This window comes from Varibaculum massiliense (assembly GCF_900106855.1).
Lineage (GTDB): Bacteria > Actinomycetota > Actinomycetes > Actinomycetales > Actinomycetaceae > Varibaculum > Varibaculum massiliense.
Genome location: NZ_FNWI01000004.1, coordinates 2,253,522 through 2,279,303, shown reverse-complemented (window position 1 = coordinate 2,279,303; position 25,782 = coordinate 2,253,522). Strand labels below are relative to the sequence as shown.

The window sequence follows — 25,782 nt, the reverse complement described above, 5'->3', positions numbered from 1 at the left end:
GGGCTCGAGCTCACGCTGCGCAACAACCTAAACCAACGCGCGCTCGCCCGCGAATGCGCCGAGTGGATCCGCGAGAAGGGCGTCTTCAAGTCCGCCAAGACGTCCGGCGCCATTCAGCCGGGCGGCACCTACGTGGTGGAGAACCCATCCGGCGACGACCACGCCTTCATGGGCGCCGCCGCGAACTTCACGCAGGAGGGCCTCGGCTACGAGCGCCGTCCGGGAACCGTGACCTGCGTGAGCCATTTCGAGAACGCGACCGAGGCCGTCGGCCTCAAGATGATGTTCGAGTCGGTCTGGGACAACCCTGCCATGGTCGAGGAGGTCACCGCGCAGGTGGCCGCCCAGGTCGAGACGCTCTACCGCGAGAACCCGCCCGAGTTCATCTATTTCCTGACCCTGTACCACCTGTTCCGCGACTTCATGGAGGACGACGAGGACAACGGCATCCGCCCCGGCCTCAAGTTCGAGGAGTCCGTGGTCTGGAGCAAGCTCTACGACTTCCAGAAGGACGCCGTCGTGGGCGCCATCCGCAAGCTGGAGAAGTACAAGGGCTGCATCATCGCCGACTCGGTGGGCCTGGGCAAGACCTACGAGGCGCTCGCCGTCATGAAGTACTACCAGGAGCGCAACGACCGCATCCTCGTGCTGTGCCCGAAGCGCCTGCGGGACAACTGGACCCTGTGGACGCAGGACAACGACGACCGCAACCCGCTGGCCGACGACCGCTTCAGCTACACGGTGCTCAACCACACCGACCTGTCGCGCTACCACGGCATGAGCGGCGAGGTGGACCTCGAGCACCTGCGCTGGGGCCACTTCGACCTCCTCGTCATCGACGAGAGCCACAACTTCAGGAACAAGAGCACCGACGCGGACAAGACCGACCGCTACACGCGCCTCATCGAGGACGTCATCAAGTCGGGCCAGCGCACGAAGGTGCTCATGCTCTCTGCCACCCCGGTGAACAACCGCCTGCTCGACCTGCGAAACCAGATCGAGCTCATCACCGAGGGAGACGACGCGTACCTCGCCGATACCGATGGCATCCCGTCGATCACCCACGTGACGCGCGTCGCCCAGCAGAGGTTCAACGAGTGGAGCAAGCTCTCCGACTCCGAGCGCACGACCGAGAGCTTCGTGAACGCGGTGAACGCCGACTACTTCAAGCTGCTCGACGTGCTGACCATCGCGCGCAGCCGCAAGCACATCACGAAGTACTACGGCGCCGCGAGCGGTACCTTCCCGGCGCGCCGGCCGCCCCTGTCGTTTCAGACGCCCATTGACCTAGAAGGCGAGCTGCCGCCGATTGCCGTGCTCAACGACATGATCGCCCAGCTCACGTTCGCCCAGTACCAGGTGCTCTCCTACGTGCGCGCCGACCAGCGCCGCAAGTACGAGGACCGCTACGGGGACACGTGGGGCAAGGACTTCGAGAGCCAGGTCCACCGCACGACGGCGGTGGCCAACCTCATGCGCGTCAACGTCCTCAAGCGCATGGAGTCCTCCGTGAACAGCTTCCGCATCACGCTGCGACGAATCCTCGACGGCTGCGTCGACCTGCGCGCGAGGCTCGACGCCGACGCGTCGGGGGTCGCCTACGGCACCGAGGGCCTCGAGGACGGGTTCGACGACGACGATGCCGAGGAGTTCGAGGCCGGCGGCAAGGTGCGAGTCGACCTGCGAGACGTCGACGCCCTGCGCCTGGGCCAGGACCTCGACTTCGACATCCAGGTGCTCCGGGCCCTGCTAACCTATGCCGACGCGGTGACGCCCGAGCGCGACGCCAAGCTCGTGAAGCTGCGCGACTTCATCGCGGGCAAGGTCAGCGAGCCGTACAACCCCGGCAACCGCAAGGTGCTGGTGTTCAGCGCGTTCGCCGACACGACGGCGTACCTTTTCGAGCAGCTGGCGCCCTGGCTGAAGCGCGAGCTCGGAATCGAGTGCGCCGAGGTGGCGGGCAGCTCCAACCGGACCTACTCGCTGAAGCTTCCCAGGACCACCTTCGAGAACATCCTCGCGAGGTTCTCTCCCGTCTCAAAGGAGCTGCCGGAGAGCCAGCGGGAGCTCGGCGAGATCGACGTCGTCTTCGCGACGGACTGCATCTCCGAGGGCCAGAACCTGCAGGACTGCGACTGCCTGGTGAACTACGACATCCACTGGAACCCCGTGCGTATCATCCAGCGCTTCGGCCGCATCGACCGCCTGGGATCGAAGAACTCCCAGATCCAGCTGGTCAACTTCTGGCCGGACATCGCGCTCGACGAGTACATCCAGCTCGAGGGCCGCGTGAAGGGGCGCATGGCGCTGCTCGACGCGTCGGCAACCGGCGAGGAGAACGTGCTGGAGGCCAAGGGCAATGGAGAGATGAACGACCTCAAGTACCGTCGCCGGCAGCTCCAGCAGCTCAAGAGCGAGGTGCTCGACCTCGAGGACATCTCGGGCGGCATCTCGATCACGGATTTCGCCTTCGACGACTTCCGCGTGGAGCTCCAGCGCTACGCCAAGGAGCATCCCGGCGCGTTGGAGAACTCGCCGGCGGGACTGCACGCCGTGGCCCCCATCCCCGACGAGCTTCGCAGCGACGTGAAGCCAGGCGTGGTCTTCTGCCTCAAGCAGAACGACGAGGGCAACGATCCCAGGGACACGAACCCTGTCTTCCCGTACTACGTGGTGTACGTGTCGGCCGACGGCGAGGTCATGACGAAGCACACCCAGCCCAAGCCGGCGCTCGACATCATGCGCGCCGTCTGCTCTGGGCATCCCGAGCCCATCGCTAAGCTGTGCCGCGAGTTCAACCGCGAGACCCGCGACGGGACGAGGATGGACGCCTACACCGACCTGCTTGACGATGTCGTTGCGGCCATCACCGGAACGCAGCAGGACAAAGGCATCGAGAGCCTGTTCAGCCTGGGAGAGGTCGGCAGCGGCACCGTCATGGGCTTCAACGACTACTCGTTGGTATGTTTCGCGGTGCTGCGATGAGCGGCATCGACTGGAACGGAATCCTGCGCCTGCCCGAAGCGGCGCTCGCGGGATGCCGCCGCATTCCCAAGACGGTGCTCGTCAAGCAGGCCATGCTCACCAAGACCGAGCAGAAGAGGCTCGACAAGGTCGCGCGCCTCGAGCACTTCGCCACGGTCCAGAAGTCCACGACGCGCATCCCGCCGTACGAGGACGACGAGCGCAACGTGCAGAGCGTCGTCTTCCTCCGTTGCGAGATGACAGCCGGGACCATGGCGGTGGCCGAGGTGGCGGAGCTCGTGCACAAGTGCTTCCCGAACCCGACGGTGCTCCTGGTCGAGGCGGGCGGCTGCGCGTGCATATCGGTCGCCCTCACGCGGAGGAGCCAGGCCGAGCAGGGCGCGACGGTCGTCGACCGAGTCGAGTCGACGGGCGCGTTCGATCCTGGCCGTTCAGAATACGCGGACTTCCTAGGCGCGCTGGCATTCGGGCGGCTCTCGCAGGGCGACCTCTGGGAGTACCTGGTCGACCTGTCGCGCACCGTAGCGCTGTCCCGCGCGATTGGCGGCCTGGGGTTCTACCCCGTATGCCCCGCTCGAGACCGGGAAAAGCTGATCGCCCTCACGTCGCGCTACGATGAGATGGGAGCCTCCGTCAAGCGGCTGAAGGAGCAGCGGCGGTCGAAGGACATAACGCTCAACGAGTCCGCGAAGCTGAGGATGGAAATGAAGGAAGAGGAGCGACGCCTGAGGGCGGTCGCCGATGAGATAAAGGAGATCTGCAATGGCCGTTCTAGATGAGTATATTTTGCGAGCGGCGCGCCTTTTGAGTGATGCTGCAGATGAGGATGTTGATGCGCTCTGCCGTGAAATCATGCAGGTCTTCGACCTCGACTACACTAACCCCGAGGCTTTAAAATATATCAATTCCTCAAGCTCATTTCGCTACTCGAAAAGCGACCTAGGGATGATTCTCCAGAAGCTGCGCCTAAAGCGGGAAGACTCAGACGACAAAGCGTTCGGTGCCGCATTCTGCGCAACTATAACGCAGCATATCAGGAGACTGGAGCAAGCTCTTGAAGAGGGCGTGAAAGACGACGAGCTCAAAGCCGTATACGACTCAATCGACTACGTCTACGCAAACGCGAGGGGCTACGACTCCTACACGGACGGACTAGCCTCCTATTCCTATGGGTCTTCCAATCGCAATGATTTCAACGATGAACAGACGCAACTACGTATCGACAAACTGAAGCATTTCCGTGATGAGGAGCTCCGTAAGCTGAAAATCGCCGAAGCGCAGGGCGCTAGCGTCAGCCTCACGGCATCCGCCACGAGCAACGTACAGGTCACGTTAGAGGCAACCTTTGAACAGATTGACAAATTGCCAGAGACAACGCTTTCCGATGACGAGAAGACGCTGCTCAAAGGGATGATGGGCGATCTCAACACAAAAGATAAAAGCAAACGGGGCAGCAAGCTTGACAAACTCCTGAGCTGGCTTGCCGGCAAGGGCACCGACGTTTTTATTGCCGCCATGCCCTACATAGTTCAACTAATCAAATCTCAACTTTCCTAGGAGGAGACCTCATGGGCGAGATAGAAAAGATGACTCTTGAATCGGAGAGTCTTATTGACGACCGCCTGAATAAGCTCAAGGAGCTGATGCCCGAAGTGTTCTCCGAGAGCGGAATCGACTTCGACAAACTGCGGCTGGAGCTTGGCGACGAGGTAGACGAGGGCCTGGAGCGCTATGCGTTCACGTGGCCCGGCAAGGCCGATGCCATCCGCCAGTCGCAGATGTCCAGCACTGCTACTTTGCGTCCCCGTATCGAGAAAAGCCGCAGCCGCGATGGAGAGGATGGGTCCTTCGACTCGGACAACATTTATATCGAAGGCGACAATCTCGAGGTGCTGAAGCTCCTACAGCGCGGCTACCACGGCAAGGTCAAGATGATCTACATCGACCCACCCTACAACACGGGTCACGACTTTGTCTACAAGGACAATTTCGGCAACTCTGTCGATAACTATAAGGAGCAGGCGGGACTCGCCGGCCAGTCCAACGCCGACACAAGTGGCCGCTACCATAGCGACTGGTGCTCGATGATGTACCCTAGGTTGAGACTGGCTCGAGAGCTCCTAACCGACGATGGCGTCATTTTCATTTCGATTGACGATAACGAAGACCGCAATTTGCGCATCCTCTGTGACGAGGTGTTCGGAGAGGCAAATTTCGTTTCTCAGCTAATCTGGGAACGAGCTTACTCGCCCAAGAATGACGCCAAATACGTTTCAAATAGCCATGATTATGTTCTCGTATACGCCAAATCCATTGAGCGCTTTGTGATTGGACGCCTGCCGAGAACAGACGAGGCAAACGCCCGCTACAAGAATCCAGACAACGACCCTCGAGGCGTTTGGAAGCCAAGCGACCTCAGTGTAAAGACTTACAGCCCAGATTCCGACTATCCAATCACAACGCCCTCGGGGCGTGTTGTAGAGCCTCCAGCAGGACGCTGCTGGAGGCTCTCGCGAAACGCGTTTCGCGAGAGACTCCAGGATAACCGCATTTGGTTTGGCCCAAACGGCGACAGCGTCCCTTGCATCAAGCGTTTCCTAACAGAGCTCAAATATGATGGAATGGCTCCAACTTCAATCATGTTTTACAAAGAAGTGGGTCACAGCCAGGAAGGCGCCAAGGAGCTCGTATCTCTATTTGACGGAAAGGGCTATTTCGATGGACCGAAACCGACGAAACTACTTCAGCGCCTGATAACCCTTGCGAATCTGCTAATGTGCGATAAAGAAGTAATAGAAGTGTAAAAAATTTTGCCGTTCCTATCCGGCACTTAGGGCTGTGTCGGATAGGTCAGGCGTTAGGCTTCCGGCAAGTCTATCTTGCCGACAAAGCTGTAATAAATCTCAATGTCCTGCCTGCGGGTGCCGTTCTCGTCATAGCTGCACTCATGCACGACGATTTTCTCAATCATTTCCCGCAAGAGGGTGGGGGTCAATTCTTCAAAAGCAAGGTGCTTTCTCACAATCCCCATGAATTTCTCGGCGTTGACGGTGGCGGCCTGCGACTTGGAAAGTTCCTCCTGCAAAGCGGCAGCCCGGTCTTTCAGTTCCCGCTGCTCCTGCTCATAGTCCGCCGACAGCTCCATGAAACGCTCGTCGCTGATTTTGCCGCTTACATTGTCCTCATACAGCCGCTTGATAATGCGGTTCACTTCGGCAATGCGTGTCTGGGCCTGTTCAAGCTGCTTCGTGGCTGCGGCGGTCTTTCTCTTGCCGCCGATTTCGTTCTGCTGGATGAGCAGCTTTACAAAGCGGCTCTCATGCCTGGCGGCGTATTCCGTCACTTGCCGGAGATTGGAAAGCACGCCCGCCGTCAAAAGGTCGGTGCGGATAAAGTGTGCCGTACAGTCACGGGTACGCTTCTTGTAGCTGCCGCAGATATAACAGTCCTGCTTGCGGTTCTTGTTCTGATACCGCTGCTGATACAGCACATGGCCGCAGTCGGCGCAGAACAGCATACCCCGGCTAGTTCTTCCTGTGTCATTCCCAATTGTGTTCGCAGATGACGTATTTGCTTTCCTGTTGTAATATTCGTCTGTTCCTGGTTCAAAATAGTTTCTCCTCTCTGATACTGATTTTATCAATGATATTTCGCAATAGCCAGCAATGAACGCTTGCATTGCGCAAGACGTTACATTATCTTCTGAAACATATAGCGCACCTTGTCCAGGCGGCTGTTTGGACGGCGGGGCTGGATGACTGGCTTGCCGACAGCGGCCTGATACCCTTTCAGTTCTGTAAGGCATACGCTCTGCCCGTTGGTGTAAAAGGCCTGATCAGTACGGTATGCCTGTATACAGCGGGCGGGAATCTCGCCAGTAAAGACAACTTCATCCTTTTTTACCTGGACCGTTTCGATGGTGGCACAGTATTTCGGTGCATCATGATAAGCCCTGGAAAGATATTCCCGGGGCGCATAGAGGGTGAAGGAGAGATAAGGTTCCAGCAGTTGCGTCCCTGATTCCTTCAATGCCTGTTCCAATACAATCGGGGCCAATGAGCGGAAGTCCGCCGGCGTGCTGACCGGACTGTAATAAAGCCCGTATTCAAAGCAAATCTTACAGTCCGTTACGTTCCAGCCGAACAAGCCCTGCTCCAGCCCGTAACGGATACCATCCCTGACAGCGTTTTGAAAACTCTGGTTCAAGTATCCCAGCGAAACCCGGCTCTCGTATTGTACACCGGAGCCAAGCGGGAGTGGTGTAACAGACAGTCCGATGGATGCCCAAAACGGGTTGGGCGGCACCTCGATATGGATGGTGTGGCTGGCTGCTTTGAGCGGCCGCTCCATATAAATGACGGTGGGTTCCTTTACCACTGTTTCAAGCTTGTATTTTTCCGACAGCAAAGCGGAAACAACCTCCAACTGCACCCGGCCCAAAAAAGAAAGAATGATCTCATGGGTGATGGAATCCACCTCGCAGCGCAAAAGCGGGTCAGTATCCGCAAGTTGCGTAAGAGCGTCCAGCAGCCGTTCTCTTTGCGCTGCCGTTTTCGGCGCAATCGACGTCCGCAGCATGGGGAGGGGGTCCTCACGCCACCTTTTACGAGGGAGCCGGGTTGGGTCCCCTAATACATCGTTTAACCTCACGCTGTCGCTGGGAAGGATAACAATTTCACCCGGATAAGCGGTGTCTGTCCGAACAATTTCCCCTTTGGATGGAATACGCATCTCTGTGATTTTCAGCTTTTCTCTCCCGGCCAGGGCCACCGTATCCCGCAGGCGCAGCGTTCCGCTGTATAGCCGTAGATAGACACGCCGCTGGCCGCAATCTGTATACTCCACCTTGAAAACGCTGCCGCATAGGGCGGCGCTCCCCTGTTCCCCAATCGGTTGGAACAGCCCTGTCACCGCATCCATCAACGGTTGAATGCCAAGGCCCTTTTTGGCGCTGCCATAATAGACCGGGAACAGGGAGGCGTCTTGAACCCGCCGCTGTTCCTCCCGCACAAGTTTTTCCCGGCTGATTGGTTCTCCTGCGATATACTTTTCCAATAATTTATCGTTATTTTCGATGACCGCATCCCATGCTTCTATGTCGGTATTTTCCTCCAGGACTATTTCCGGGGACAGCGACACCGTCTGCTTGATGATAATATCGGCGGAGAGCTTATCCCGAACAGACTGAACCACGCTCTGCAAATCAACGCCAGCCTGGTCGATCTTGTTGATAAAGATAACGGTGGGAATGTTCATTTTCCGCAGGGCATGGAACAGAATACGGGTCTGGGCCTGCACGCCATCTTTAGCGGAGATCACCAAGATGGCCCCATCTAAAACAGCCAAAGAGCGGTACACCTCCGCCAAAAAATCCATGTGGCCGGGCGTATCCACAATGTTGACTTTACATCTGTGCCACTGGAAGGAAGTGACTGCCGCTTGAATGGTAATCCCACGCTGCCGCTCCAAAAACATGGTGTCCGTCCTCGTTGTCCCTTTTTCGACGCTCCCCGGTTCTGAAATGGCTCCGCTGGCATATAGCAGGCTCTCCGTCAAGGTCGTCTTTCCAGCGTCTACATGGGCAAGAATTCCAATATTGATTATTTTCATGTGATTGTCCTCCCTTTACTGCCCCGAAGGGCATAAAAATCCCCAGCAGTAAAATACTTTTACCGCTGGGGATGATAATTTGCGGACATACACATATACAGCATACACCTGTTTGTGAGTGCTGTTTTTGGGGATATGTCAAAATTGATAAGGCAAAAGTATTCTTAAATTGGGTACAAAAAACTAAGCCCCTACAAAAGGGACTATCATAATCCTTTGTTCCCACTATTTGATTATAGTTTTATTTAAGAATACCTTGCCGCATATTTTTTACTCCTTTTCTGTACTTGAATTATTATATCACATCAGTTTTAGGAAAACAAGTATCTAAAAGAAATTTTTCTTCCCCTTATATGTAACAATCATACCGGCTTCCTAACGTTCAGAATGGTTTCTACTGTCTGCTGCGGTGTTTGGTTGGAATTGTCCAGCCAAAAGCCGATCCGTGGTGTTGTCTGCATTTTACTAAATACAAATTCAATGTATACAGAAAGAAATATATAAGGAGTGGGAGGGATTCCGCCGTAGTCGGCATTGTAGGAAAATCCAAAAGTTTAGATTTTCTCAAAATGCTTATCTTTTGGTCTTTGGTTCGGAATAGTGTAGTGCTGGCGGTCTATCTATTGTTTTCGGTTGCTTGCTTCTTTACCGTACATGAGCATTTAAGCACGGGTGATATTGTGCTTGATTTTTTCTCAGGCTCAGCATCGACCGCCCATGCCATGTTCCTGCAGGAGCTCGGAAAAGATGATCGCTATCAGTTTATCCTTGTCCAGCTTCCAGAGCCTTGTGACCCGAAACGCGACGCCTACAAGGACGGGTATGAGACTCTCTGCGACATAGGCGAAGGACGCATTCGCCGCGCAGGCGACAAAATCAAAACCGAGCTCGAGGAATCCAACCGTCAACTCAAGCTTGGCGAGGGACCCAAGCAGCTTCCCGACATCGGCTTCCGTGTGTTCGAGCTCGATGAGTCCGGCATTGAGAAGCCCGAGCCCGGTCAGCTCCTCTTCGACGTGGTCAAGCCCGATCGCTCCGATATGGATATCGTCTTCGAGATGATGCTCAAATGGGGCCTCGAGCTCACGCTGCCCGTCGAGAAGTCTGAAGCCGCGGGCTATCCCATCTGGTCCGTCGCTTGCGACGAGCTCGTCTGCTGCATGTCCCGAGGCCTCACCATTGAGGCGCTCGAGGCCATCGCCGACATGGAGCCCAGGCGCGTTCTCATCCTCGATTCCGTCCTCGACGACACCCTCAAGCTCAACGCCGTGCAGATCTTCAAGCACGCCGGCGAGCGCATGGGCTGTGAGATCGAATTGAGGACGGTCTAGCATGGCGGCGCTCGAGTTCAAGTTCTCATCCGACCAGCAGCACCAGCTGGAGGCCATCGAAGCAACCTGCGATCTGTTCCGCGGACAACAATTTATTGGCAGCGTATTCTCCGCCGATTCCGGCCGCAAAGGCCAGACGGCAATCGGCGAGCTCATGGTCGGCCACGGCAACGAGCTTCGCGTGGCGCCGGGCCAGCTCCTCGACAACCTGCACGCCGTGCAGGAGGAGGGCTGCCTCCCGGCAACCGACGTCCTCACCGATGGGCGCCTGCGAGACTTCACCGTCGAGATGGAGACCGGCACCGGCAAGACCTACGTCTACATCCGCTCCATCTACGAGCTAAACCGCCGCTACGGCATCACCAAGTTCGTTATCGTCGTGCCGAGCGTGGCCATCCGCGAGGGCGTCCTCAAGAGCCTCCAGACCACCCGCAGGCACTTCGAGACGCTCTACGACCGCACGCCGCTCGACTACTTCGTGTACGACTCGAAGGACATGGGGCCGGTGGGTAACTTCGCCACGTCGAGCTCCATCCAGGTCATGGTCATCAACATCGACGCGTTCAACAAGGGCCTCGAGAAGGATGGCACCGCGAAGGAGGGCAACCTCTTCCACCGTCCCAGCGAGAAGCTCACCGGCGGCTTCAGCCCTCGCGAGCTCGTGAGCGCCTGCAAGCCCGTCGTCATCATCGACGAGCCCCAGAGCGTCGACAACACCAAGCAGGCCAAGGCCGCCATCAAGAGCCTGAACCCGCTGTTCGTGCTGCGCTACTCGGCCACGCACAAGCAGGCCTACAACATGATCTACCGCCTCACGCCGGTCGACGCCTTCGAGCGCCACCTGGTGAAGGGCATCTGCGTGGACTCGATCAAGGCCGAGGCGAACCTCAACGGCGCGTACGTGAGGCTCGAGTCCGTCAAGTCCGACCCGTTCTCCGCCAAGGTGTCCATCGACGTGCGCCAGGCCGACGGCACGCAGAAGCGCAAGGCCGTCACGGTGAAGACCGGCAACGACCTCTACCAGAAGAGCGGCGAGAACAGCGACTACGAGAGCGGCTGGGTGGTCAACAACATCGGCGCCGCAGTGGGCGACGAGTTCATAGAGTTCCAGAACGGCGAGGTGCTCGAGCTCGGCGAGGCGCTGGGCGACGTCAACGAGGAGGTCGTCAAGCGCGCGCAGATCCGCCGCACCATCGAGGACCACCTGGCCCGCCAGTTCGAGCTGTGGCCGCGCGGCGTGAAGGTGCTCTCGCTCTTCTTCATCGACCGCGTCGACCGATACCGCGTCTACGAGCCCGAAGTCCACGGCGGCCTGTACGCCCTGATGTTTGAGGAGGAGTACGCAGGTGCCCTGAACTCGAAGGCGCCTCGTCGCATCGCAAAGGCGGCGGGGATCGGCAAGGGCACGTGGCTCGAGTGCTACGAAGCCGTCGGCGCCCCGCTGGTGCGCGACCCCCACGCCGTGCACCAGGGATACTTCGCCAAGGACAAGAAGGGCAAGTTCAAGGACTCCAAGGGAGCCGCCGGCACCGCCGACGACGCCGGGGCCTTCGAGCTCATCATGCAGAAGAAGGAGACGCTCATCTCCTTCCCGGACGGCAAGGACGCGGACAAGGACGTCTCTTTCGTCTTCAGCCACTCCGCGCTCAAGGAGGGCTGGGACAACCCCAACGTGTTCCAGATCTGCACGCTCGTCGAGACAAAGGACAACCTGACCAAGCGCCAGAAGATCGGCCGCGGTCTGCGCCTGTGCGTGAACCAGGATGGCGAGCGCCTGTACGACCCAGAGGCGAACGTGCTCACCGTCATCGCGAACGAGAGCTACGACGACTTCGCCAACGGCCTGCAGAAGGAGCTTGAGGCTGAGGACTTCAAGTTCGGCGTCATCACTCCGGAGAGCTTCACGAAGGTCACGGTCAAGGGCGATGATGGCGTCGAGGAGCGCCTGGGCTACGAGAAGTCCAAGCAGGTCTACGACCACCTCGTCGCGACCGGCATGGTCGACGACAAGGGCGCGGTGACGCCCGAGCTGAAGGCGGCCGCCGAGGAGGGCAAGGTCGAGCTCCCCGCCGAGCTCGAGCCTGCCAAGGAGCAGGTCGAGGCGATCATCATCCACAAGTCCCAGAGGGTCCAGATCCGTGACAAGGCCAAGGAGGTCTCGGTCGAGCTGCAGAAGGACGTCACGCTCGACCCTGCGTTCCAGGCCCTGTGGGACCGCATCCGCCAGCGCACGCGCTTCCAGGTCGAGGTCGACTCCGGCAAGCTCATCGAACATGCCATCGAAGCTGTCGACGGCATGCTCGCCGTGCGCCCGCCCCAGGTGACGAGCGAGCGTGCCTCGCTGGGCATCGACGACGCGGGCGTGAGCGCCGAGGGCACGGGCACCTCCGTGGTGTCCGTTTCGGGAAAGGTGAAATACGACCTTCCCGACCCGATCGCAGAGCTGCAGGACGCCGTCGGGCTCACCCGCGGCACCATCAAGGCGATCCTCGAGGGCTGCAGCCGCCTCGACGAGTTCGAGATCGACCCCGCGACCTTCCTCGCGCAGGTCGGCGACAAGATCAACCGCGTGAAGAACGACCTCATCGCCCAGGGCATCAAGTACGTGCGCCTTCCCGAGGACGAGTGGTACACCATGCGCGACCTCGAGCTTGACGACTACACGGCCTACCTTGGGCAGAACGCGTGGAAGCCGGACATGACGAGCAAGAGCCTGTACAACTACGTGGTCTACGACTCGGCGGGGGTCGAGCGCTCCTTTGCCGAGGCTCTAGACAAGCAGGAGGAGGTTCTCGTGTTCGCGAAATTGCCCTCGGCGTTCAAGATCGACACGCCGCTCGGCAGTTACAACCCCGACTGGGCGTACGTCGAGGAGGCCGACGGCGAGCGCCGCGTGTACTTCGTGACCGAGACCAAGGGCGGCAAGAACGGCGAGCCCGCCCTGCGCGACGCGGAGAAGATCAAGATCGGCTGCGCCAAGAAGCACTTCGAGGCGCTGGACCTCGGAAACGACTTCCATTACAACGTGCGCACGACCTACCAATACGAGGCGGTGAAGGCTTAGGATGTCGAAGCTGCCCGGAAAGATGACGCGAAAGCAGCACTGGGTGCCGCGGTTCTACCTGCGCCATTTCGCGGATTCCTCCGGGCAGCTTCATGCCTACAGCAGACAGAAGGGCTCCTTCTTCCGCACGAATTGCGAGAACCTTTGCAGCATGCGCGATCTTTATGAGGTCGAGCATGCCGATGCGACAGGCGATGCGACAGACAGATTCTATGCGCAGAACCTCATCGAGGTTAAGCTATCTGAGCTCGAGAGCCGCATCGCGCCGCTTTACGATCGCTTTTTGGAACGCCAGAAAGAAGACCAGTGCGAAGACGAAGGGTATTCTGATGGGAAAGCCGCCGTTTGCGAGCTGGCAGCAAATATCATCGTCCGGCACCCTATCAGTATGCGCGTCGACAAGAAATGGTCACGCGAGACTGCCGAAGAGCTGCTCAGAAACGTTCATCTGACACCCTATGAGCTCGGCTTGCTCGATTGGTCGGATTGGCGCGGGGATTCCCAAGCGGTGGTCGAGCTTGCCGCCGCCGCAACCATGCTCTTCTCCAACGATGATATTGTGCCAGTTAACCGTATTCGAAAGGCTTTTTTTGAGAAGAGCTTCTCCATCCTTAGGGCACCCGTCGGCTCAGGGTTCGTTACGACGTCGATGTCTATGTTCATCATCGGGCCCGAGGACGACTCGTACGATTTTCATCTCGCGTATATGCCGTTGAGCAGTGAGTATGCTGCGGTCTTTTCAGATGACCCTCTATTTCCGCCGTTTGCGAGACTCGGTTTTTCGGGCGTCGAGTTCATGAACCGACTTCTTCTGCTTAACTGCGAGCATTGGGATGTCGCCATATCGAGGGGAAGCGGCCCGCTCGAGCACGCGGTACGCGATTGAAGTCAAGCGAACAGTGCCGAATTCATGCACGAGATGTTCACGCGCGACGGCAGGGAGCTATCCCTCGACACAGTGATCTACGACCGCTCGAAGAAGAAGGGGCAGACGATGATCGATACCATCGACCGTGGCTGCCTCGAGGGCGGCTGCCTTGATGACGAGGACCTGCGCATCATCTTCGAGCACCTTCTGGGGAGAAGACGGCAAGGACCGGGAACATTAAAGGGTCAAGCAGCGTATTGATAAAATTGACCCCGCCAGCAATAACCGCAAAGGATAGATAGGGCTTTAAGGATGGATGCAGGAAAAGCAACGATAAGCGGCGTGTTCAACGGATCGCGCCTGCTCGAAATACCTTTTTACCAAAGGGCGTACGTCTGGGGAGAAGAGCAATGGGAGCGTTTCCTCGGCGACATGGAGTTCGTCACGGCCTCGAAGCGGCCCTATTTCCTGGGCTCCATCATCCTGAAGCAGGCCTCCTCCGGCAACACCTGGTCCGAGGTCTCCGAGGTTCGCACCGTCATCGACGGCCAGCAGCGACTCACGACCATGGTCATCTTCTTCAAGGCACTCTGTGCAAAAAACGGCACCAACAATTTGTTTGAGCGAGATTTCGTCCTGGAGACCGGCGATGTCGCCTTGCGGCACGGCAAGTACGACCGGCAGGATTTCGAAAAGGTCGTCAGCGCCACGGGCTGCGAACCCCTCGAGGGCTCCTCGGCCATCGTCCTTGCCTACAACTACTTCCTCAAGAATATCGACCCGGAGAAGGTCGACAGGAACACGATCAAGTCGAACGTCCAGTTCGTCTGCATCGATCTTACCGAGGGCGAGGACGAGCAGCAGATATTCGACACCATCAACTCGCTCGGGGTGCGCCTGACGACGGCGGAGCTCCTTAAGAACTACTTCTTCAACCGCGAGAACGAGCAGGCGTTCAAGGAGTGCTGGGAAGACGTCTTCGAGCCCACGGCTGAGAAGAGGGAGTATTGGGAGCAGGAGATCGTTACCGGGCGCATCAAGCGCACGCTCGTCGACCTCTTCTTCGACGCGTTCCTCCAGATTCTGGTCCAGGACAAGAGGCGTGGCGTCACGACCGAGGACAAGCTCTTCTATTCGCGTACTTCGAACCTCTTCCAGTCCTACAAGGATTTCATCGGCAGGTACTGCAACGGCGACAAGGTCGAGATTCTCGACAACATGAAGGCGTATGCCGAGGCGTTCGAGTCCACGTTCGACCCTGGCTACTGCGACGCGGACATCCCCTCCGCTTCCGGCGTCTAGCGCCTGAACGTGCTGATATTCGGCCTCAAGAACTCGACGCTCATCCCGTACGTGCTCTACGTTCGAAAGAACGCGGAGTCTTCGAGCGAGGAATCTAAGATCTACGCCCTGCTTGAGAGCTACATCGTCCGCCGAATGCTGGTTCAGGCGACCACGAAGAACTACAACAGGCTGTTCACCTCGCTGATCTTGAACGAGGTGAAGGACGCGGAGGCGCTGAGGGAGGCTCTCGAAGCCAATGACGAGGCGACGACGTACATGCCCGGCGACGCCGAGGTTCGAGCGGCATTCGAGGAATCGTGTCTGTACAACCTCCAGTCCAAGGGCGTCCTCTATCTGCTGGAAAGCGCCATTCGTCCGGGCATGAGCAGCACGGCCCTGCTCGGGTTCAACCAGTACACCCTCGAGCACATGATGCCCAAGAAGTGGCGCAACAAATGGGGAGCCCTCGACGATGAGGCTGCCACGCGAAGGGACCGGAAGCTCCTCACGCTCGGCAACCTCGCCATCATCACGCATTCGCTCAACGCCTCCATCCGCGATGCCGATTGGCCCACCAAGAAGCAGGGAAAGGGATACAAGGACGGCCTTGCCCTCTGCGCCGCCGGCCTTGCGACCATGGCCGGCGCCCTAGAGAAGGAGTCTTGGAACGAGGGCGATATCGCCGATCGCGCCGAATGGCTTGCGGACAAGGCGTTGGAGGTCTGGCGCTAGGCCCTACCTGCGTCCCATCTCGAAGATGCTTGCGGTGTCGGAACCCGCATCGATGACGGATGGAACCGGCTCTTCCAAAAACGTAGTTCGTGGCGATGTCTCTTCCGTCGGCGCGTCAAGAGGCTCGCCGAGCGCTAGGAAGAACCTCATCACGTGCTCAATTCTCTGTTGCAGGGACTCGCTCAGCTCGCCGTAGGAGGCCGCCAGCCGCACCTCCTTGGCCAATTCCGCCATCGAGTCCCTCAGTGCCTTCTGCACGCTCACGGAGGGCCTCACCTCGACCTGGGTATCGGTGAGCTTGGCGATGATGTAGTCCTGCCTGTTCATGCCGCTCCAGGCTGCCATCTCGCATATGAGCTTGCGCTCCTCGGGCGTGCAGCGGAACGCCATCGTCTTGCTGCGCTTGCGGGCGCTGTTCTCGCACGGCATCCTTCTTACCCCCTCGCCCCGTCGAGCGCGGCGGCCATCTCGTCCTGCTTCGTGGGGAACAGGTGCGCGTAGCGGTAGGTGATGTCCACCGCCTCGTGGCCCATGCGCTCGGCGATGGCCAGCGCGGAGAAGCCCATCTCTATCAGCAGGCTCACATGGCTGTGGCGTATGTCGTGTATGCGGATGCGCTTCACGCCCGACGCCTTGCACCCGCGCTCCATCTCGTGGGCCAGGAAGTGCTTGGTCACGGCGAACAGGCGCTCGTCGGGGGCGACGTCGTCGCGCATCTCGATGAAGTCCGCCATCTCGTCGCGCAGGAAGGCGGGCATGACGATCGTGCGCACGGACTTGGGCGTCTTGGGGTCGGTCACGGTGTCAACGCCGTTGAGGCTCTGGTACGACTTGTTGATGCGCAGCCGCGAGCTCTCCAGCATGAAGTCGGACGGCGTGAGCGCCAGGAGCTCGCCGCAGCGTATGCCCGTCCAGTAAAGCAGCTCGAAGGCGTGGAATGAGAGAGGCTTGTCCATGACGGCCTCGCTGAACCTCAGGTACTCGTCCTTGGTCCAGAACTGCATCTCGCCGCCCTTCTTCGAGCCTATCTTGTCGACCCTGCGCACCGGGTTGTCGCTGAGGCCGTAGTAGCGCTCGGCGTGGTTGAAGATGGCGTTGAGCTGGTTGTTCACTGTGCGCAGGTACGTCGGTGCCCAGGGCTTCCCGTCGGCGTCCCGGTGCTCGGTGAGCTCGTTTTGCCACCTGATGACGTCGATCGGCCTCACGTCGCACATGCGCATGTCCCCGAAGAACGGCACGAGCTTGTCGTTGATGATGTACTCCTTGGTGATCCACGTGTGCTCGCGTATGCGCGGCTTCACCTCGGAGGCGTACACCTCGACGAACTCGGAGAACGTCATGTCCATGGCCCCGCCGTTAAGGCTCTTGAACTGGCTCTCCCACACTGCGGCCTCCACCTCGGAGGAGAAGCCGCGCTTCGTCTTGTGGCGCTTCGAGCCGCGGGCGTCGCGGTAGTAGCACTGCACGTAGAACGTGCCGTTGCCGTCGTCCTTGTACACGGGCATGTCAGTCCACCTCCGGGAAGTACAGGGCGTCGAAGACGTCGCTTCGAACGCGCCCGCGGATGACCACGCGCCCGCGCGCCTCCTGCTCGGCGTTTATCTTCCTGATCACCTCGTAGGCGCTGCCTTTCTTGATCCTCAGCAGCTCCGCGACCTCGTCGGCGTCCAGCATGTGCGGCCTCGGCGTCTTCGCCACCTTCTCGTCCATGGCTCCTCCAATCAATGGCGTACGGATACGTACGGTTCACAGATTCAGAGTAAACGTACATATCTGTACTGTCAATAGAATTGCGTACATTTGCGTACGCTGATAAGATGTGCTGGTACGTAATTCCAGGAGGAGGGCTCATGTCCGTAGGCGAGAACATAAGGCGGTACCGCAAGTCGCGCGGCATGACGCAGGCGCAGCTCGCCGAGGCGGTCGGCCTGACCGAGGGGGCCGTGCGCCACTACGAGAGCGGCATCCGCGCCGTGAAGCCCGAGCTGCTCGAGTCCATCTCCGCGGCGCTCGGCGTGTCCGTCAACGCCCTCAAGGATTACGGCGTCGAGACTGCGGGCGACCTCATGTCGCTGCTCGTGCGGCTCGAGGACTCCTTCGGCATCGTGCCCGCAGCCGACGGCACGGGCCTCTCCCTGAACCCCAAGGCGCCGCACGCGCCCAAAGCCGCGATGGCGATCGAACTGTGGGCAGAGAAGCGCGCGCAGCTCGAAAACGGCAAGATCGACGCCGACGAATACGAGGACTGGAAAGCCTCGCTGTAGCGGCTCTCCGCATTTCGCGATCAACGCAACCGAATCAGGACGGTGGACCAGGCGGCGAGCGCCGCTCGGGCCTGCGTAAGCTGAGTTTTTACTCCCCATTGCATGCCAAGGCATTTCCGGCGCACCTGGGGAGTAAATGACGCGGTGGCTTACACGGCGGCACGCGGCAGTACGCCGCGGCATTTCCCCTGGTTACTCCCGTTTTCATTGAGGCGGCGAGATTCTTTACTCCCCATTAACCACCTGGGAAAACGCTGTGAGAAGACCGCCGAAAAGCCTATTGAGTTCGATTTGAGTTTCACAGGCCCCGAAACGGCCCCGTTTGGCTCTCGGAGACAAAAATCGCGCGTCTACTCACTTGGGATGAATCCTTACTCCCGTTCCTCCGAATGCCGCACCGTGCCTTGCCGTCTTGAAACACGGGGGAGTAAATTGCGAAATCGCAGGTGAAAGGGAGTAAAACGACAAAGAAAAAGCCTCCGTCCCAACGCGGGAACGGAGGCTCGGTTATCGTATTTACTCACCAACATCGCTGGCGGCTTTGCCATGACTCTCGTACGAAACGAAACTCAGCGGCACAGTGCGGCACTCAAAAATGCAGGTCAGAACCCTATCAGCCTACTCCCACTCGATGGTCCCCGGGGGCTTGGAAGTGCAATCCAACACCACCCGATTAATCTCGGGAACATCCCCGGTAATCCGGTTAGTAATCCGTTCCAGTACCTCGTAAGGCAATCGGAACCAGTCGGCGGTCATCGCGTCCTCGGTAACCACTGGGCGAATAACTATCGGATGCCCATAGGTACGGGCATCGCCTTGTACCCCTACGCTGCGCACATCTGCCAAGAGGACTACCGGGCATTGCCAAATCTGGCGATCAAGGCCGGCAGCGGTGAGTTCTTCGCGAACTATCAGGTCAGCGGCACGCAAAATATCTAGGTTCTCTTTGGTCAGCTCCCCCAGGATTCGCACTCCGAGACCTGGACCGGGGAAAGGTTGACGCCACACCAGATTTTCCGGTAGCCCTAGCTCGGTTCCTAGGGCGCGTACCTCATCTTTAAACAGACTGCGTAACGGTTCGATCAGCTCGAAAGACAAATCTTCGGGCAGCCCCCCAACGTTGTGGTGAGACTTGATGTTGGCCGCGCCTTCTCCCCCACCAGATTCCACCACGTCCGGATACAAAGTTCCTTGCACCAAGAACTTTATTTCTTCTCCGGCTTCGCCGGCTTCTTTCACTAGGGCGCGCTGGGCGTCCTCAAAAGCGCGAATAAATTCCCGCCCAATAATCTTGCGTTTTTGTTCAGGATCTTTCACTCCGGCGAGGGCCTTCAGGAAGCGTTCAGATTCATCAATGGTTACGATTTTTACCCCGCTAGAGGCAGCATAATCACGTTCAACCTGTTCCCGCTCGCCAGCCCGCAGCAAACCGTGGTCTACAAAAATACAGGTAAGCTGATCACCTACAGCCCGGTGTACCAGAGCGGCCGCCACTGAGGAGTCAACTCCCCCGGACAAACCACAAATCACTCTAGCGTTTCCGACCCGCTCACGAATCTGGTGGATTTGGTGTTCTGTAATAGAGTGCGGATCCCAGTTAGGCTCCAGACCAGCCGCTTTAAACAGGAAGTTCTTGATTAGCTGGCTGCCGTATTCACTGTGACGCACCTCGGGATGCCATTGCACTCCCCAAATAGGACGCCCCTCAATTTCGAAGGCCGCAATCTCAGCCCCCGGTGAACTGGCCACCACTTTTGCCCCTTCCGGCAGCGCCTTGGCCTCGTCATTGTGCGACATCCACACCACCTGTTGGGCGGGAGTGTCCGCAAACAAGGGGCAGTCAGTAGCGACTTTCGCTTCCGCCTTGCCATATTCATGGCGCCCCGCACTCGCAACTTTGCCCCCCAACATTTGGGTTAGCATCTGGAATCCGTAGCAGATTCCCAAAATCGGCACTCCGCTGTCTAAAAGCTGCGGATCGATGTGGGGAGAACCCTCTGCATAAGCGGAATTAGGTCCCCCGGAGACAATCAATGCCAGGGGTTTCCTCGCTAAAATCTGCTCGGCAGATAGTTTCGGAGAAACAATTTCAGAATAGAGATGGGCTTCTCGTACCCGCCGCGCAATCAGTTGGGCGGTTTGTGCACCCATATCGAAAACCAGGACGGGACGTACCCAATCGGGACTTGATTCATTCACGTATCCCAGCATACCGGGAATTCATTCCCGGAGTCTGCCCCAGGAAAAAATAATCGCCCGCCAGCAATCACCACAAACTGTTATTTTGCTTTTATTTGGCTATCAATTGACCTGATAGTCTAGGGGTGGACAGTTTTTAAAAGATCGGAGGGGGAAGGCTACCTATGAAAAAATCCTATTATCTAGCTCCTTTACAGGCAGATATTAATACCGAAACTATTGCTAAATCCTTGGCAGAGCTGCTAGGAAACTACCCCATACAGAGAGTTTTCCAAAAGGGATTACCTTCCCCCGAAGAGTGGATTCTAAAATCTGAGGAAGCAGCGCAGCAAATAATAAAGGCTTTTGCTAACAATAAGGACGCCCTCTATGACGGCGCTTACGCGACTGCCTCTGCCAGCTTAGATATCACCGAGGTGCACTCCCGCGCCGCCGCCCACCTACTGGCTCCCATGATTTTATTGATTGATGCCGCTGGAATGGACGAGGAGGCCGCTATCAGCGCCAGCCATATAATGGCGCTAACGGCTTCCCACCATGGCGGCACTCCGGTGGGAACTATTTTAATTAATGCCACGTTCACTCCTTCGGTAGGCCTGGAGCATGCCCCGGTAGCCACAGTAAGCGGCTCCCAGGTTACCGTCGCTGACCTCGCTCCCCTCCGCCCGATTTTGCAAAACCCGCCGCGCGTCGCAATCCCCCCGCTTGCCTATCAGGGAATCCTGACCGAGCGAGCAAAAGCTACCCCGCGTACTATCGTGCTGCCCGAGTCTGAGGATGACCGGGTACTACAGGCAGCGGCGCAAATTTTGCAGTTGTCGGCTGCGAATATCATTCTGCTAGGCGAAGAGGACGAAGTTACGACCCGCGCCCAGGAACTCCAGCTCGATTTGAGTGACGCTAAGGTAGTTTCGCTGCGGGATGAAGCCTTGATGGAGCGTTACAGTCAGCGACTTAGCGAATTGCGAGCCCATAAGGGAGTCACCCCCGAAAAAGCCCGGGAACTGCTGACAGATTCCGCTTACTTTGGAACTATGATGATTGCCTGCGGCGACGCCGACGGCATGGTGTCAGGTGCCTGTCACACCACTGCAAATACTATCCGTCCCGCCCTCCAGATTATTAAGACTAAGCCCGAAGTTTCGACCGTATCCGGGGCGTTCTTAATGCTGTTTTCTGATCACGTGGATCTGTATGCGGATTGTGCGGTTTCGATTAATCCTGATAGTAACCAGTTAGCCGATATCGCCGCCTCTAGCGCCAAAACCGCTACCCAATTCGGGATTGACCCCAAAGTCGCCCTCATCTCCTATTCCACCGGAGAATCTGGCAGCGGAGAAACCGTCACCAAAGTGGCTGAGGCCGTTAAATTAGTGAAAGCAAATCACCCCGAGCTGGCGGTAGATGGTCCTTTGCAATTTGACGCCGCCATTGACCAGAAAGTGGCCGCCACCAAACGCCCCGATTCGCCGGTAGCTGGGCAAGCCAACGTTTTTGTGTTCAACCACCTCGATGTTGGCAACTGCGTCTACAAGGCGGTACAGCGCACCGCCGGAGCACTCGCAGTCGGCCCGATTCTGCAGGGATTAAATAAACCGGTCAATGACCTCTCGCGCGGAGCATTAGTAGCAGATATTGTTAATACCATCATTATTACTGCCATCCAGGCGCAGGGATAATCCCCTACAAGGAGGAGGGAAACATGGAAAACGATACCATTTTGGTGATTAACTCCGGTTCGTCATCGATTAAATACAAACTGATCAACCCGGAGAGCAAAGAAGAAATAGCCTCCGGAATTGTCGAGCAGATTGGCGAAGAGCGCAGTCGTATTAAGCACGTCTACCAAGACGAAGAACATCAAATGCGACGCCCGGTTCGCGATCACCTAGAGGGGATGGCGGTTGTAGAAGAACTCTTCGAGAACATCGGTCCTGCGCTTGAAGACTCCCAGGTGGTCGGAGTGGGGCACCGCATCGTGCAGGGCGGTCCTTATTTTTCGGGACCAGCCGTTATCGATAAGACCGTACATTCCCTGATTGAGGAGCTTTGCCCCCTCGCCCCCTTGCACAACCCTGCCCACTTGAAAGGCATCGATGCCGCTAAACGTATCCTGCCGAAAGTGCCGCACGTAGCAGTGTTCGATACTGCCTTCTTCAATCACCTCCCGGAAAAGGCCTACACCTACGCCCTGAAACGATCTGTCGCCGAAAAATACCGGATTCGGCGCTACGGTGCACATGGTACTTCCCACCAATACGTTGCCCACCGCGTACGCTCCCTATTGGGGACTGCCGATTTAAAGCAGATTGTTTTGCACCTGGGAAACGGGGCATCAGCGTCGGCGATTATCCGCCACCACCCGGTAGAAACCTCTATGGGATTAACCCCCCTAGAGGGGCTAGTAATGGGAGGACGCACCGGCGATATCGATCCGGCAGTAGTGTTCCACTTGTATCGGGAAGGCAAGATGAGCATCGATGAAATCGATGAGCTTCTCAACCGGCGTTCCGGCATGAAAGGCCTAACCGGTCATAACGATATGCGTGAAAACTGGAAACTAATCGAAGCGGGAGATGAACAAGCCGAAATGGCGATGAAAATTTATTTGCATCGCCTATTGAAGTACGTGGGTGCCTACTGGGCGGTCATGGGAGGGCTGGACGCCCTCACTTTCACCGCCGGAGTTGGTGAAAATGATCCCGGGGTTCGCGCGGCGCTGTGCCGTGATCTTGCCTTTATGGGAGTAAAAATTGACCCAGAGGTAAATAAAGAACATTTCACCCGGGAAGCCATCATCTCTACCCCCGATTCTTCAGTAAAGGTACTGGTGGTTCCCACTAATGAAGAGTTAGCAATCGCCCAACAGGTGTACTCGCTGGTCAAGCTATAACCAAAGAACTTTATCCGTTCTAAAAGGCGGGGATGGGACGTTTCCTATCCCCGCCCTCTTTTACTATTGCCAGCTACCGGGTCTGGCTCGGCTTATTCTCTAGTTAGTTTTTGCGGGAGGCTGATTTCTCCGGGTATTTTTTAGCGCCCTAAACATTGCTAATACGCAGCACAAAACCCCAAGGGCTGCGGCTAGAGCTAGGAAGAATAATACGATATGCGGTGCGCCAGTATCGGGACTGATAATGATTTGTTGCAGAGCATAGCCAACTATTACTCCCGCGAGGCTGCCCCCGATACCGAGTAATATGGCTTGAGCTGCCAGAACTTGAGAAACCAGATGAGGGGGAGCGCCGACACGTTGCAAGACCCAGAAACTCTCACGCTGCCTAAGAATCAATCGCGTCATGGCCGGCAGATTAAGCAAGAACAATCCCAGCAGATAAACGCCCACTGCCGGTAAGAACAGCAAGATACGCTGGGCAAAACTAATCGCTTCAAAATCCCAATATGGCCGGTCATCCGCGTTAATAACTCGCAAATGGGCAGCATTCAACTTACTCCTTTCTTCCGGAGATATTTCAGTATCCGCTAATACTTGGATGGAGTAAATAAAGTAAGGAAATTTCTTTTCCTGCTCGGTAAGTTTAGCGAATGGCCAGGTCGGGACAGTTTCTTGATTTTGCAAGCTAGCGGGAGACTTAAGAAAAGTATTTTTCGCGCTTGGCGCCAATCGGAACTGTTGCCACGAGCTGTGGGGCGCCGAAAACATTCCCACCACCCGATACTTTCTGTCCTTCAGACAAGTGTTGGCGGAACAGATTTTACTGCCAAAGACTTCCTCCCCCACTTTTACGGACAACTGCTTCGCGGTTTTTCGGCTTAAAGAAATTTCATCGATTTTAACCGGATTTTTTCCTTTTACTGCCGTATCTGCCAGTGGATCTAGAAGCTGCCAGTTTGCCGCCAGCCCCGCAAGTTCCGCACGATCGCCCTCAGAGCTAATCGTCAGAAAACTTCCGGAGCTGAAAATTAGGGGTTCTTGCCGGGTTTTTCCGAGAACTTTTGGCAAATCTTCATTGTCGGGAACAAAAGGATTTGCCCCCTCCCCGATTTGCCATTGCCGCTGGCCGTCGGTAGTTAAAAACTCCAGACCATCCACTTGTTGCCAAGTAAGCCCGGGACGGTACTCTACGGCGGCGCTCGCTGCGGGGAAAACTGCTTCTTGCGGAGAAGCCGCCACCGGATCTCGGGTTACCTGCGAGATTGTCACTACAGTCATTTGCCAAGCTGCTAGCATAATCAGAGCAAAAGCTAGCGTGGAATAGCGGGAATTTCGGACAAGACCCCGGTAGCCCAATCTCCATACCAAACCGGCCCTAGTCATCATCCTGCTCCCCTGCAGCTACCGCTGCCGATTGAATTGTCAAGGAGCGGTCAGCAAAGTCTGCTAGAGATTCTCGAGCCGAAAACAACACACAAGAACTACCGTTTTCCACTTGCTTGCGCAGTAGCTGCAAAATCTGTTCGCCCTCTGCCGCATCTAGTTCTAGTTCCGGATCGAAAGCTAATATCAGTTTCGCTCCCCCCAGTCCGGCTCTGGTTATCGCCACTTTTTGCTGGTTGAAAATCCCTATTTGTTGGGGATAGTGATCACCAATCTTAGAGGCACGCACATTTGCTAAAGCTACCCCGGCGCGCGATAGTGCCTGCTGGTGGCTAATCCCGGAAAGTTCATAAACCAGCGCTATATTCTCGGCGACAGTTAAATCACCAACCAGGTTTCCCGAGGGCATCACCACCCCGAGCTTTTCCCGTCGCAGCCAAGCACGCTGCTGGGGACTCATGGATCCTAAATCTTGTCCCTCGATTTCAATACTGCCCTCACTGGGGTCATCTAGACCAGCAATCAGGTTCACGAGAGCAGCATTGACAGAAGCGGGGGCAATAACTGCCAGTACCTCTCCGGCTCTAACCGTGAAAGATACCCCTGCCAGCAGCGGTTCCGCGGGGTTGTCCCCTGGGTAGTAAACCTCGTTCAGGCGCGCCCTGGGAACTTCTAGCTGTTTAACCGGGGAATTAGTTTTCCTGCTCATATTGGGTCATTAAATCAATACGTCGCTGATGACGCTCTCCCCCGGAAAACGGCTCTGCTATGAAAGCATCAATTATGGCTAAAGCCTGGGAGGTTTCATGCATCCGCGCCCCCACTGCCACAATCTGAGCGTTATTGTGTTGGCGTGCCAGCTTAGCGGTTTCCAGACTCCAGGCCAGGGCTGCCCGGATTCCCTTAACACAGTTCGCGGCCATCTGTTCGCCGTTACCGGATCCCCCGAGTACCACTCCTAAGGAGCCTTCATCAGCTAAGACGGCCTGGGCGCAAGGAATACAGGTGTTGGGATAGTCATCTTGGGCATCATATTCTTTAGCCCCATGATCGATTACTTCCAGACCTTGCTCTTTTAAATGAGCCACCAATGCTTCTTTTAGTTCAAATGCCGCGTGATCGCAGGCTACGTGAATTCTCATACCTCAACTCTACCAGGGCGCGGC

Annotated in this window: 22 protein-coding genes; 13 read left to right on the top strand and 9 right to left on the bottom strand. The window is 57.3% G+C overall.

Translation table 11 applies throughout. The annotated features are described in order from the left end of the window. From BQ5456_RS10040 to BQ5456_RS10025, 4 genes are all read left to right on the top strand, one after another. Nucleotides 1-2,985: helicase-related protein (locus tag BQ5456_RS10040; RefSeq protein WP_071129838.1), on the top strand; the 2,985-nt coding region annotated here is incomplete at its 5' end. Beyond that, entirely contained in the window at nt 2,982-3,764 is a 783-nt protein-coding gene (locus BQ5456_RS10035) for a DUF4391 domain-containing protein (RefSeq protein WP_033499419.1), read from the top strand. The genes BQ5456_RS10040 and BQ5456_RS10035, both read left to right, overlap by 4 nt. After that, the gene (locus BQ5456_RS10030) at nt 3,748-4,542 is read left to right on the top strand and encodes a hypothetical protein (RefSeq protein ID WP_033499420.1); all 795 of its coding nucleotides are present in this window, start codon (nt 3,748-3,750) and stop codon (nt 4,540-4,542) included. Before BQ5456_RS10035 ends, BQ5456_RS10030 begins: the two co-directional genes overlap by 17 nt. Before the next feature lie 11 nt (nt 4,543-4,553). Further along, nucleotides 4,554-5,789, top strand: coding sequence for a site-specific DNA-methyltransferase (locus BQ5456_RS10025; RefSeq protein ID WP_197702168.1), 1,236 nt, complete (start codon nt 4,554-4,556; stop codon nt 5,787-5,789). 53 nt (nt 5,790-5,842) lie between these two features. Here BQ5456_RS10025 and BQ5456_RS10020 read toward each other — a convergent pair whose 3' ends face one another. Both BQ5456_RS10020 and tet(W) read right to left on the bottom strand, forming a co-directional pair. After that, on the bottom strand, nt 5,843-6,502 hold the full coding sequence (locus tag BQ5456_RS10020) for a DUF4368 domain-containing protein (RefSeq protein ID WP_308197613.1): 660 nt from the start codon (nt 6,500-6,502) through the stop codon (nt 5,843-5,845). A gap of 173 nt (nt 6,503-6,675) precedes the next feature. After that, nucleotides 6,676-8,595 carry a tetracycline resistance ribosomal protection protein Tet(W) gene (tet(W), locus tag BQ5456_RS10015; RefSeq protein WP_071129837.1) on the bottom strand — a complete coding sequence of 640 codons (1,920 nt, stop codon included), beginning with the start codon at nt 8,593-8,595 and terminating at the stop codon, nt 6,676-6,678. A 605-nt stretch (nt 8,596-9,200) separates the two neighbouring features. Between tet(W) and BQ5456_RS10010 the strand changes: the two genes are divergently transcribed. Genes BQ5456_RS10010 through BQ5456_RS10510 form a run of 6 tightly spaced genes read left to right on the top strand, consistent with a single transcriptional unit; the run spans nt 9,201 to nt 15,874 of the window. Further along, nucleotides 9,201-9,926, top strand: coding sequence for a hypothetical protein (locus BQ5456_RS10010; protein WP_197702167.1), 726 nt, complete (start codon nt 9,201-9,203; stop codon nt 9,924-9,926). Between the two features lies 1 nt (nt 9,927). Continuing rightward, nucleotides 9,928-12,990: a type III restriction-modification system endonuclease gene (locus BQ5456_RS10005; protein WP_033499421.1), complete on the top strand. Its 3,063-nt coding sequence runs from the start codon at nt 9,928-9,930 to the stop codon at nt 12,988-12,990. Between the two features lies 1 nt (nt 12,991). Then, entirely contained in the window at nt 12,992-13,876 is an 885-nt protein-coding gene (locus tag BQ5456_RS10000; protein ID WP_071129836.1) for a DUF4238 domain-containing protein, read from the top strand. Nucleotides 13,877-13,900: 24 nt separating this feature from the next. After that, nucleotides 13,901-14,119: a hypothetical protein gene (locus BQ5456_RS09995; RefSeq protein ID WP_022349657.1), complete on the top strand. Its 219-nt coding sequence runs from the start codon at nt 13,901-13,903 to the stop codon at nt 14,117-14,119. Nucleotides 14,120-14,170: 51 nt separating this feature from the next. Further along, on the top strand, nt 14,171-15,160 hold the full coding sequence (locus BQ5456_RS10515; protein ID WP_205407874.1) for a DUF262 domain-containing protein: 990 nt from the start codon (nt 14,171-14,173) through the stop codon (nt 15,158-15,160). Nucleotides 15,161-15,169: 9 nt separating this feature from the next. Continuing rightward, complete coding sequence (locus BQ5456_RS10510) at nt 15,170-15,874, top strand: HNH endonuclease family protein (protein WP_205407873.1); 705 nt, start codon at nt 15,170-15,172, stop codon at nt 15,872-15,874. A 3-nt stretch (nt 15,875-15,877) separates the two neighbouring features. Here the strand turns inward: BQ5456_RS10510 and BQ5456_RS09985 are convergent, their stop codons facing one another. From BQ5456_RS09985 to BQ5456_RS09975, 3 genes are read right to left on the bottom strand one after another with little or no spacing between them, the layout of a single operon-like run. Further along, nucleotides 15,878-16,303, bottom strand: coding sequence for a plasmid mobilization protein (locus tag BQ5456_RS09985; RefSeq protein WP_022349659.1), 426 nt, complete (start codon nt 16,301-16,303; stop codon nt 15,878-15,880). A gap of 5 nt (nt 16,304-16,308) precedes the next feature. After that, nucleotides 16,309-17,379, bottom strand: a complete 1,071-nt coding sequence (locus tag BQ5456_RS09980) for a site-specific integrase (RefSeq protein ID WP_022349660.1) — start codon at nt 17,377-17,379, stop codon at nt 16,309-16,311. Between the two features lies 1 nt (nt 17,380). Beyond that, nucleotides 17,381-17,584: a hypothetical protein gene (locus tag BQ5456_RS09975; RefSeq protein WP_006681531.1), complete on the bottom strand. Its 204-nt coding sequence runs from the start codon at nt 17,582-17,584 to the stop codon at nt 17,381-17,383. A gap of 140 nt (nt 17,585-17,724) precedes the next feature. Between BQ5456_RS09975 and BQ5456_RS09970 the strand changes: the two genes are divergently transcribed. Then, nucleotides 17,725-18,138 carry a helix-turn-helix domain-containing protein gene (locus tag BQ5456_RS09970; protein ID WP_022349661.1) on the top strand — a complete coding sequence of 138 codons (414 nt, stop codon included), beginning with the start codon at nt 17,725-17,727 and terminating at the stop codon, nt 18,136-18,138. A gap of 618 nt (nt 18,139-18,756) precedes the next feature. On the opposite strand, the gene guaA is transcribed toward BQ5456_RS09970, so the two are convergent. Next, complete coding sequence (guaA, locus tag BQ5456_RS09965; RefSeq protein ID WP_071129835.1) at nt 18,757-20,349, bottom strand: glutamine-hydrolyzing GMP synthase; 1,593 nt, start codon at nt 20,347-20,349, stop codon at nt 18,757-18,759. A 152-nt stretch (nt 20,350-20,501) separates the two neighbouring features. On the opposite strand from guaA, the gene pta reads away from it, so the two are divergent. Beyond that, nucleotides 20,502-22,016: a phosphate acetyltransferase gene (gene pta, locus BQ5456_RS09960; RefSeq protein WP_071129834.1), complete on the top strand. Its 1,515-nt coding sequence runs from the start codon at nt 20,502-20,504 to the stop codon at nt 22,014-22,016. Between the two features lie 23 nt (nt 22,017-22,039). Beyond that, on the top strand, nt 22,040-23,230 hold the full coding sequence (locus BQ5456_RS09955) for an acetate/propionate family kinase (protein ID WP_071129833.1): 1,191 nt from the start codon (nt 22,040-22,042) through the stop codon (nt 23,228-23,230). A 99-nt stretch (nt 23,231-23,329) separates the two neighbouring features. Here BQ5456_RS09955 and BQ5456_RS09950 read toward each other — a convergent pair whose 3' ends face one another. The 3 genes from BQ5456_RS09950 to BQ5456_RS09940 are packed head-to-tail and all read right to left on the bottom strand — an operon-like array spanning nt 23,330 to nt 25,758. Continuing rightward, nucleotides 23,330-24,619, bottom strand: a complete 1,290-nt coding sequence (locus BQ5456_RS09950) for an FtsX-like permease family protein (protein WP_071129832.1) — start codon at nt 24,617-24,619, stop codon at nt 23,330-23,332. After that, the gene (locus tag BQ5456_RS09945; RefSeq protein ID WP_071129831.1) at nt 24,609-25,325 is read right to left on the bottom strand and encodes an ATP-binding cassette domain-containing protein; all 717 of its coding nucleotides are present in this window, start codon (nt 25,323-25,325) and stop codon (nt 24,609-24,611) included. Before BQ5456_RS09945 ends, BQ5456_RS09950 begins: the two co-directional genes overlap by 11 nt. Further along, nucleotides 25,309-25,758, bottom strand: a complete 450-nt coding sequence (locus BQ5456_RS09940; RefSeq protein ID WP_071129830.1) for a ribose-5-phosphate isomerase — start codon at nt 25,756-25,758, stop codon at nt 25,309-25,311. Before BQ5456_RS09940 ends, BQ5456_RS09945 begins: the two co-directional genes overlap by 17 nt. Nucleotides 25,759-25,782 lie beyond the last annotated feature (24 nt).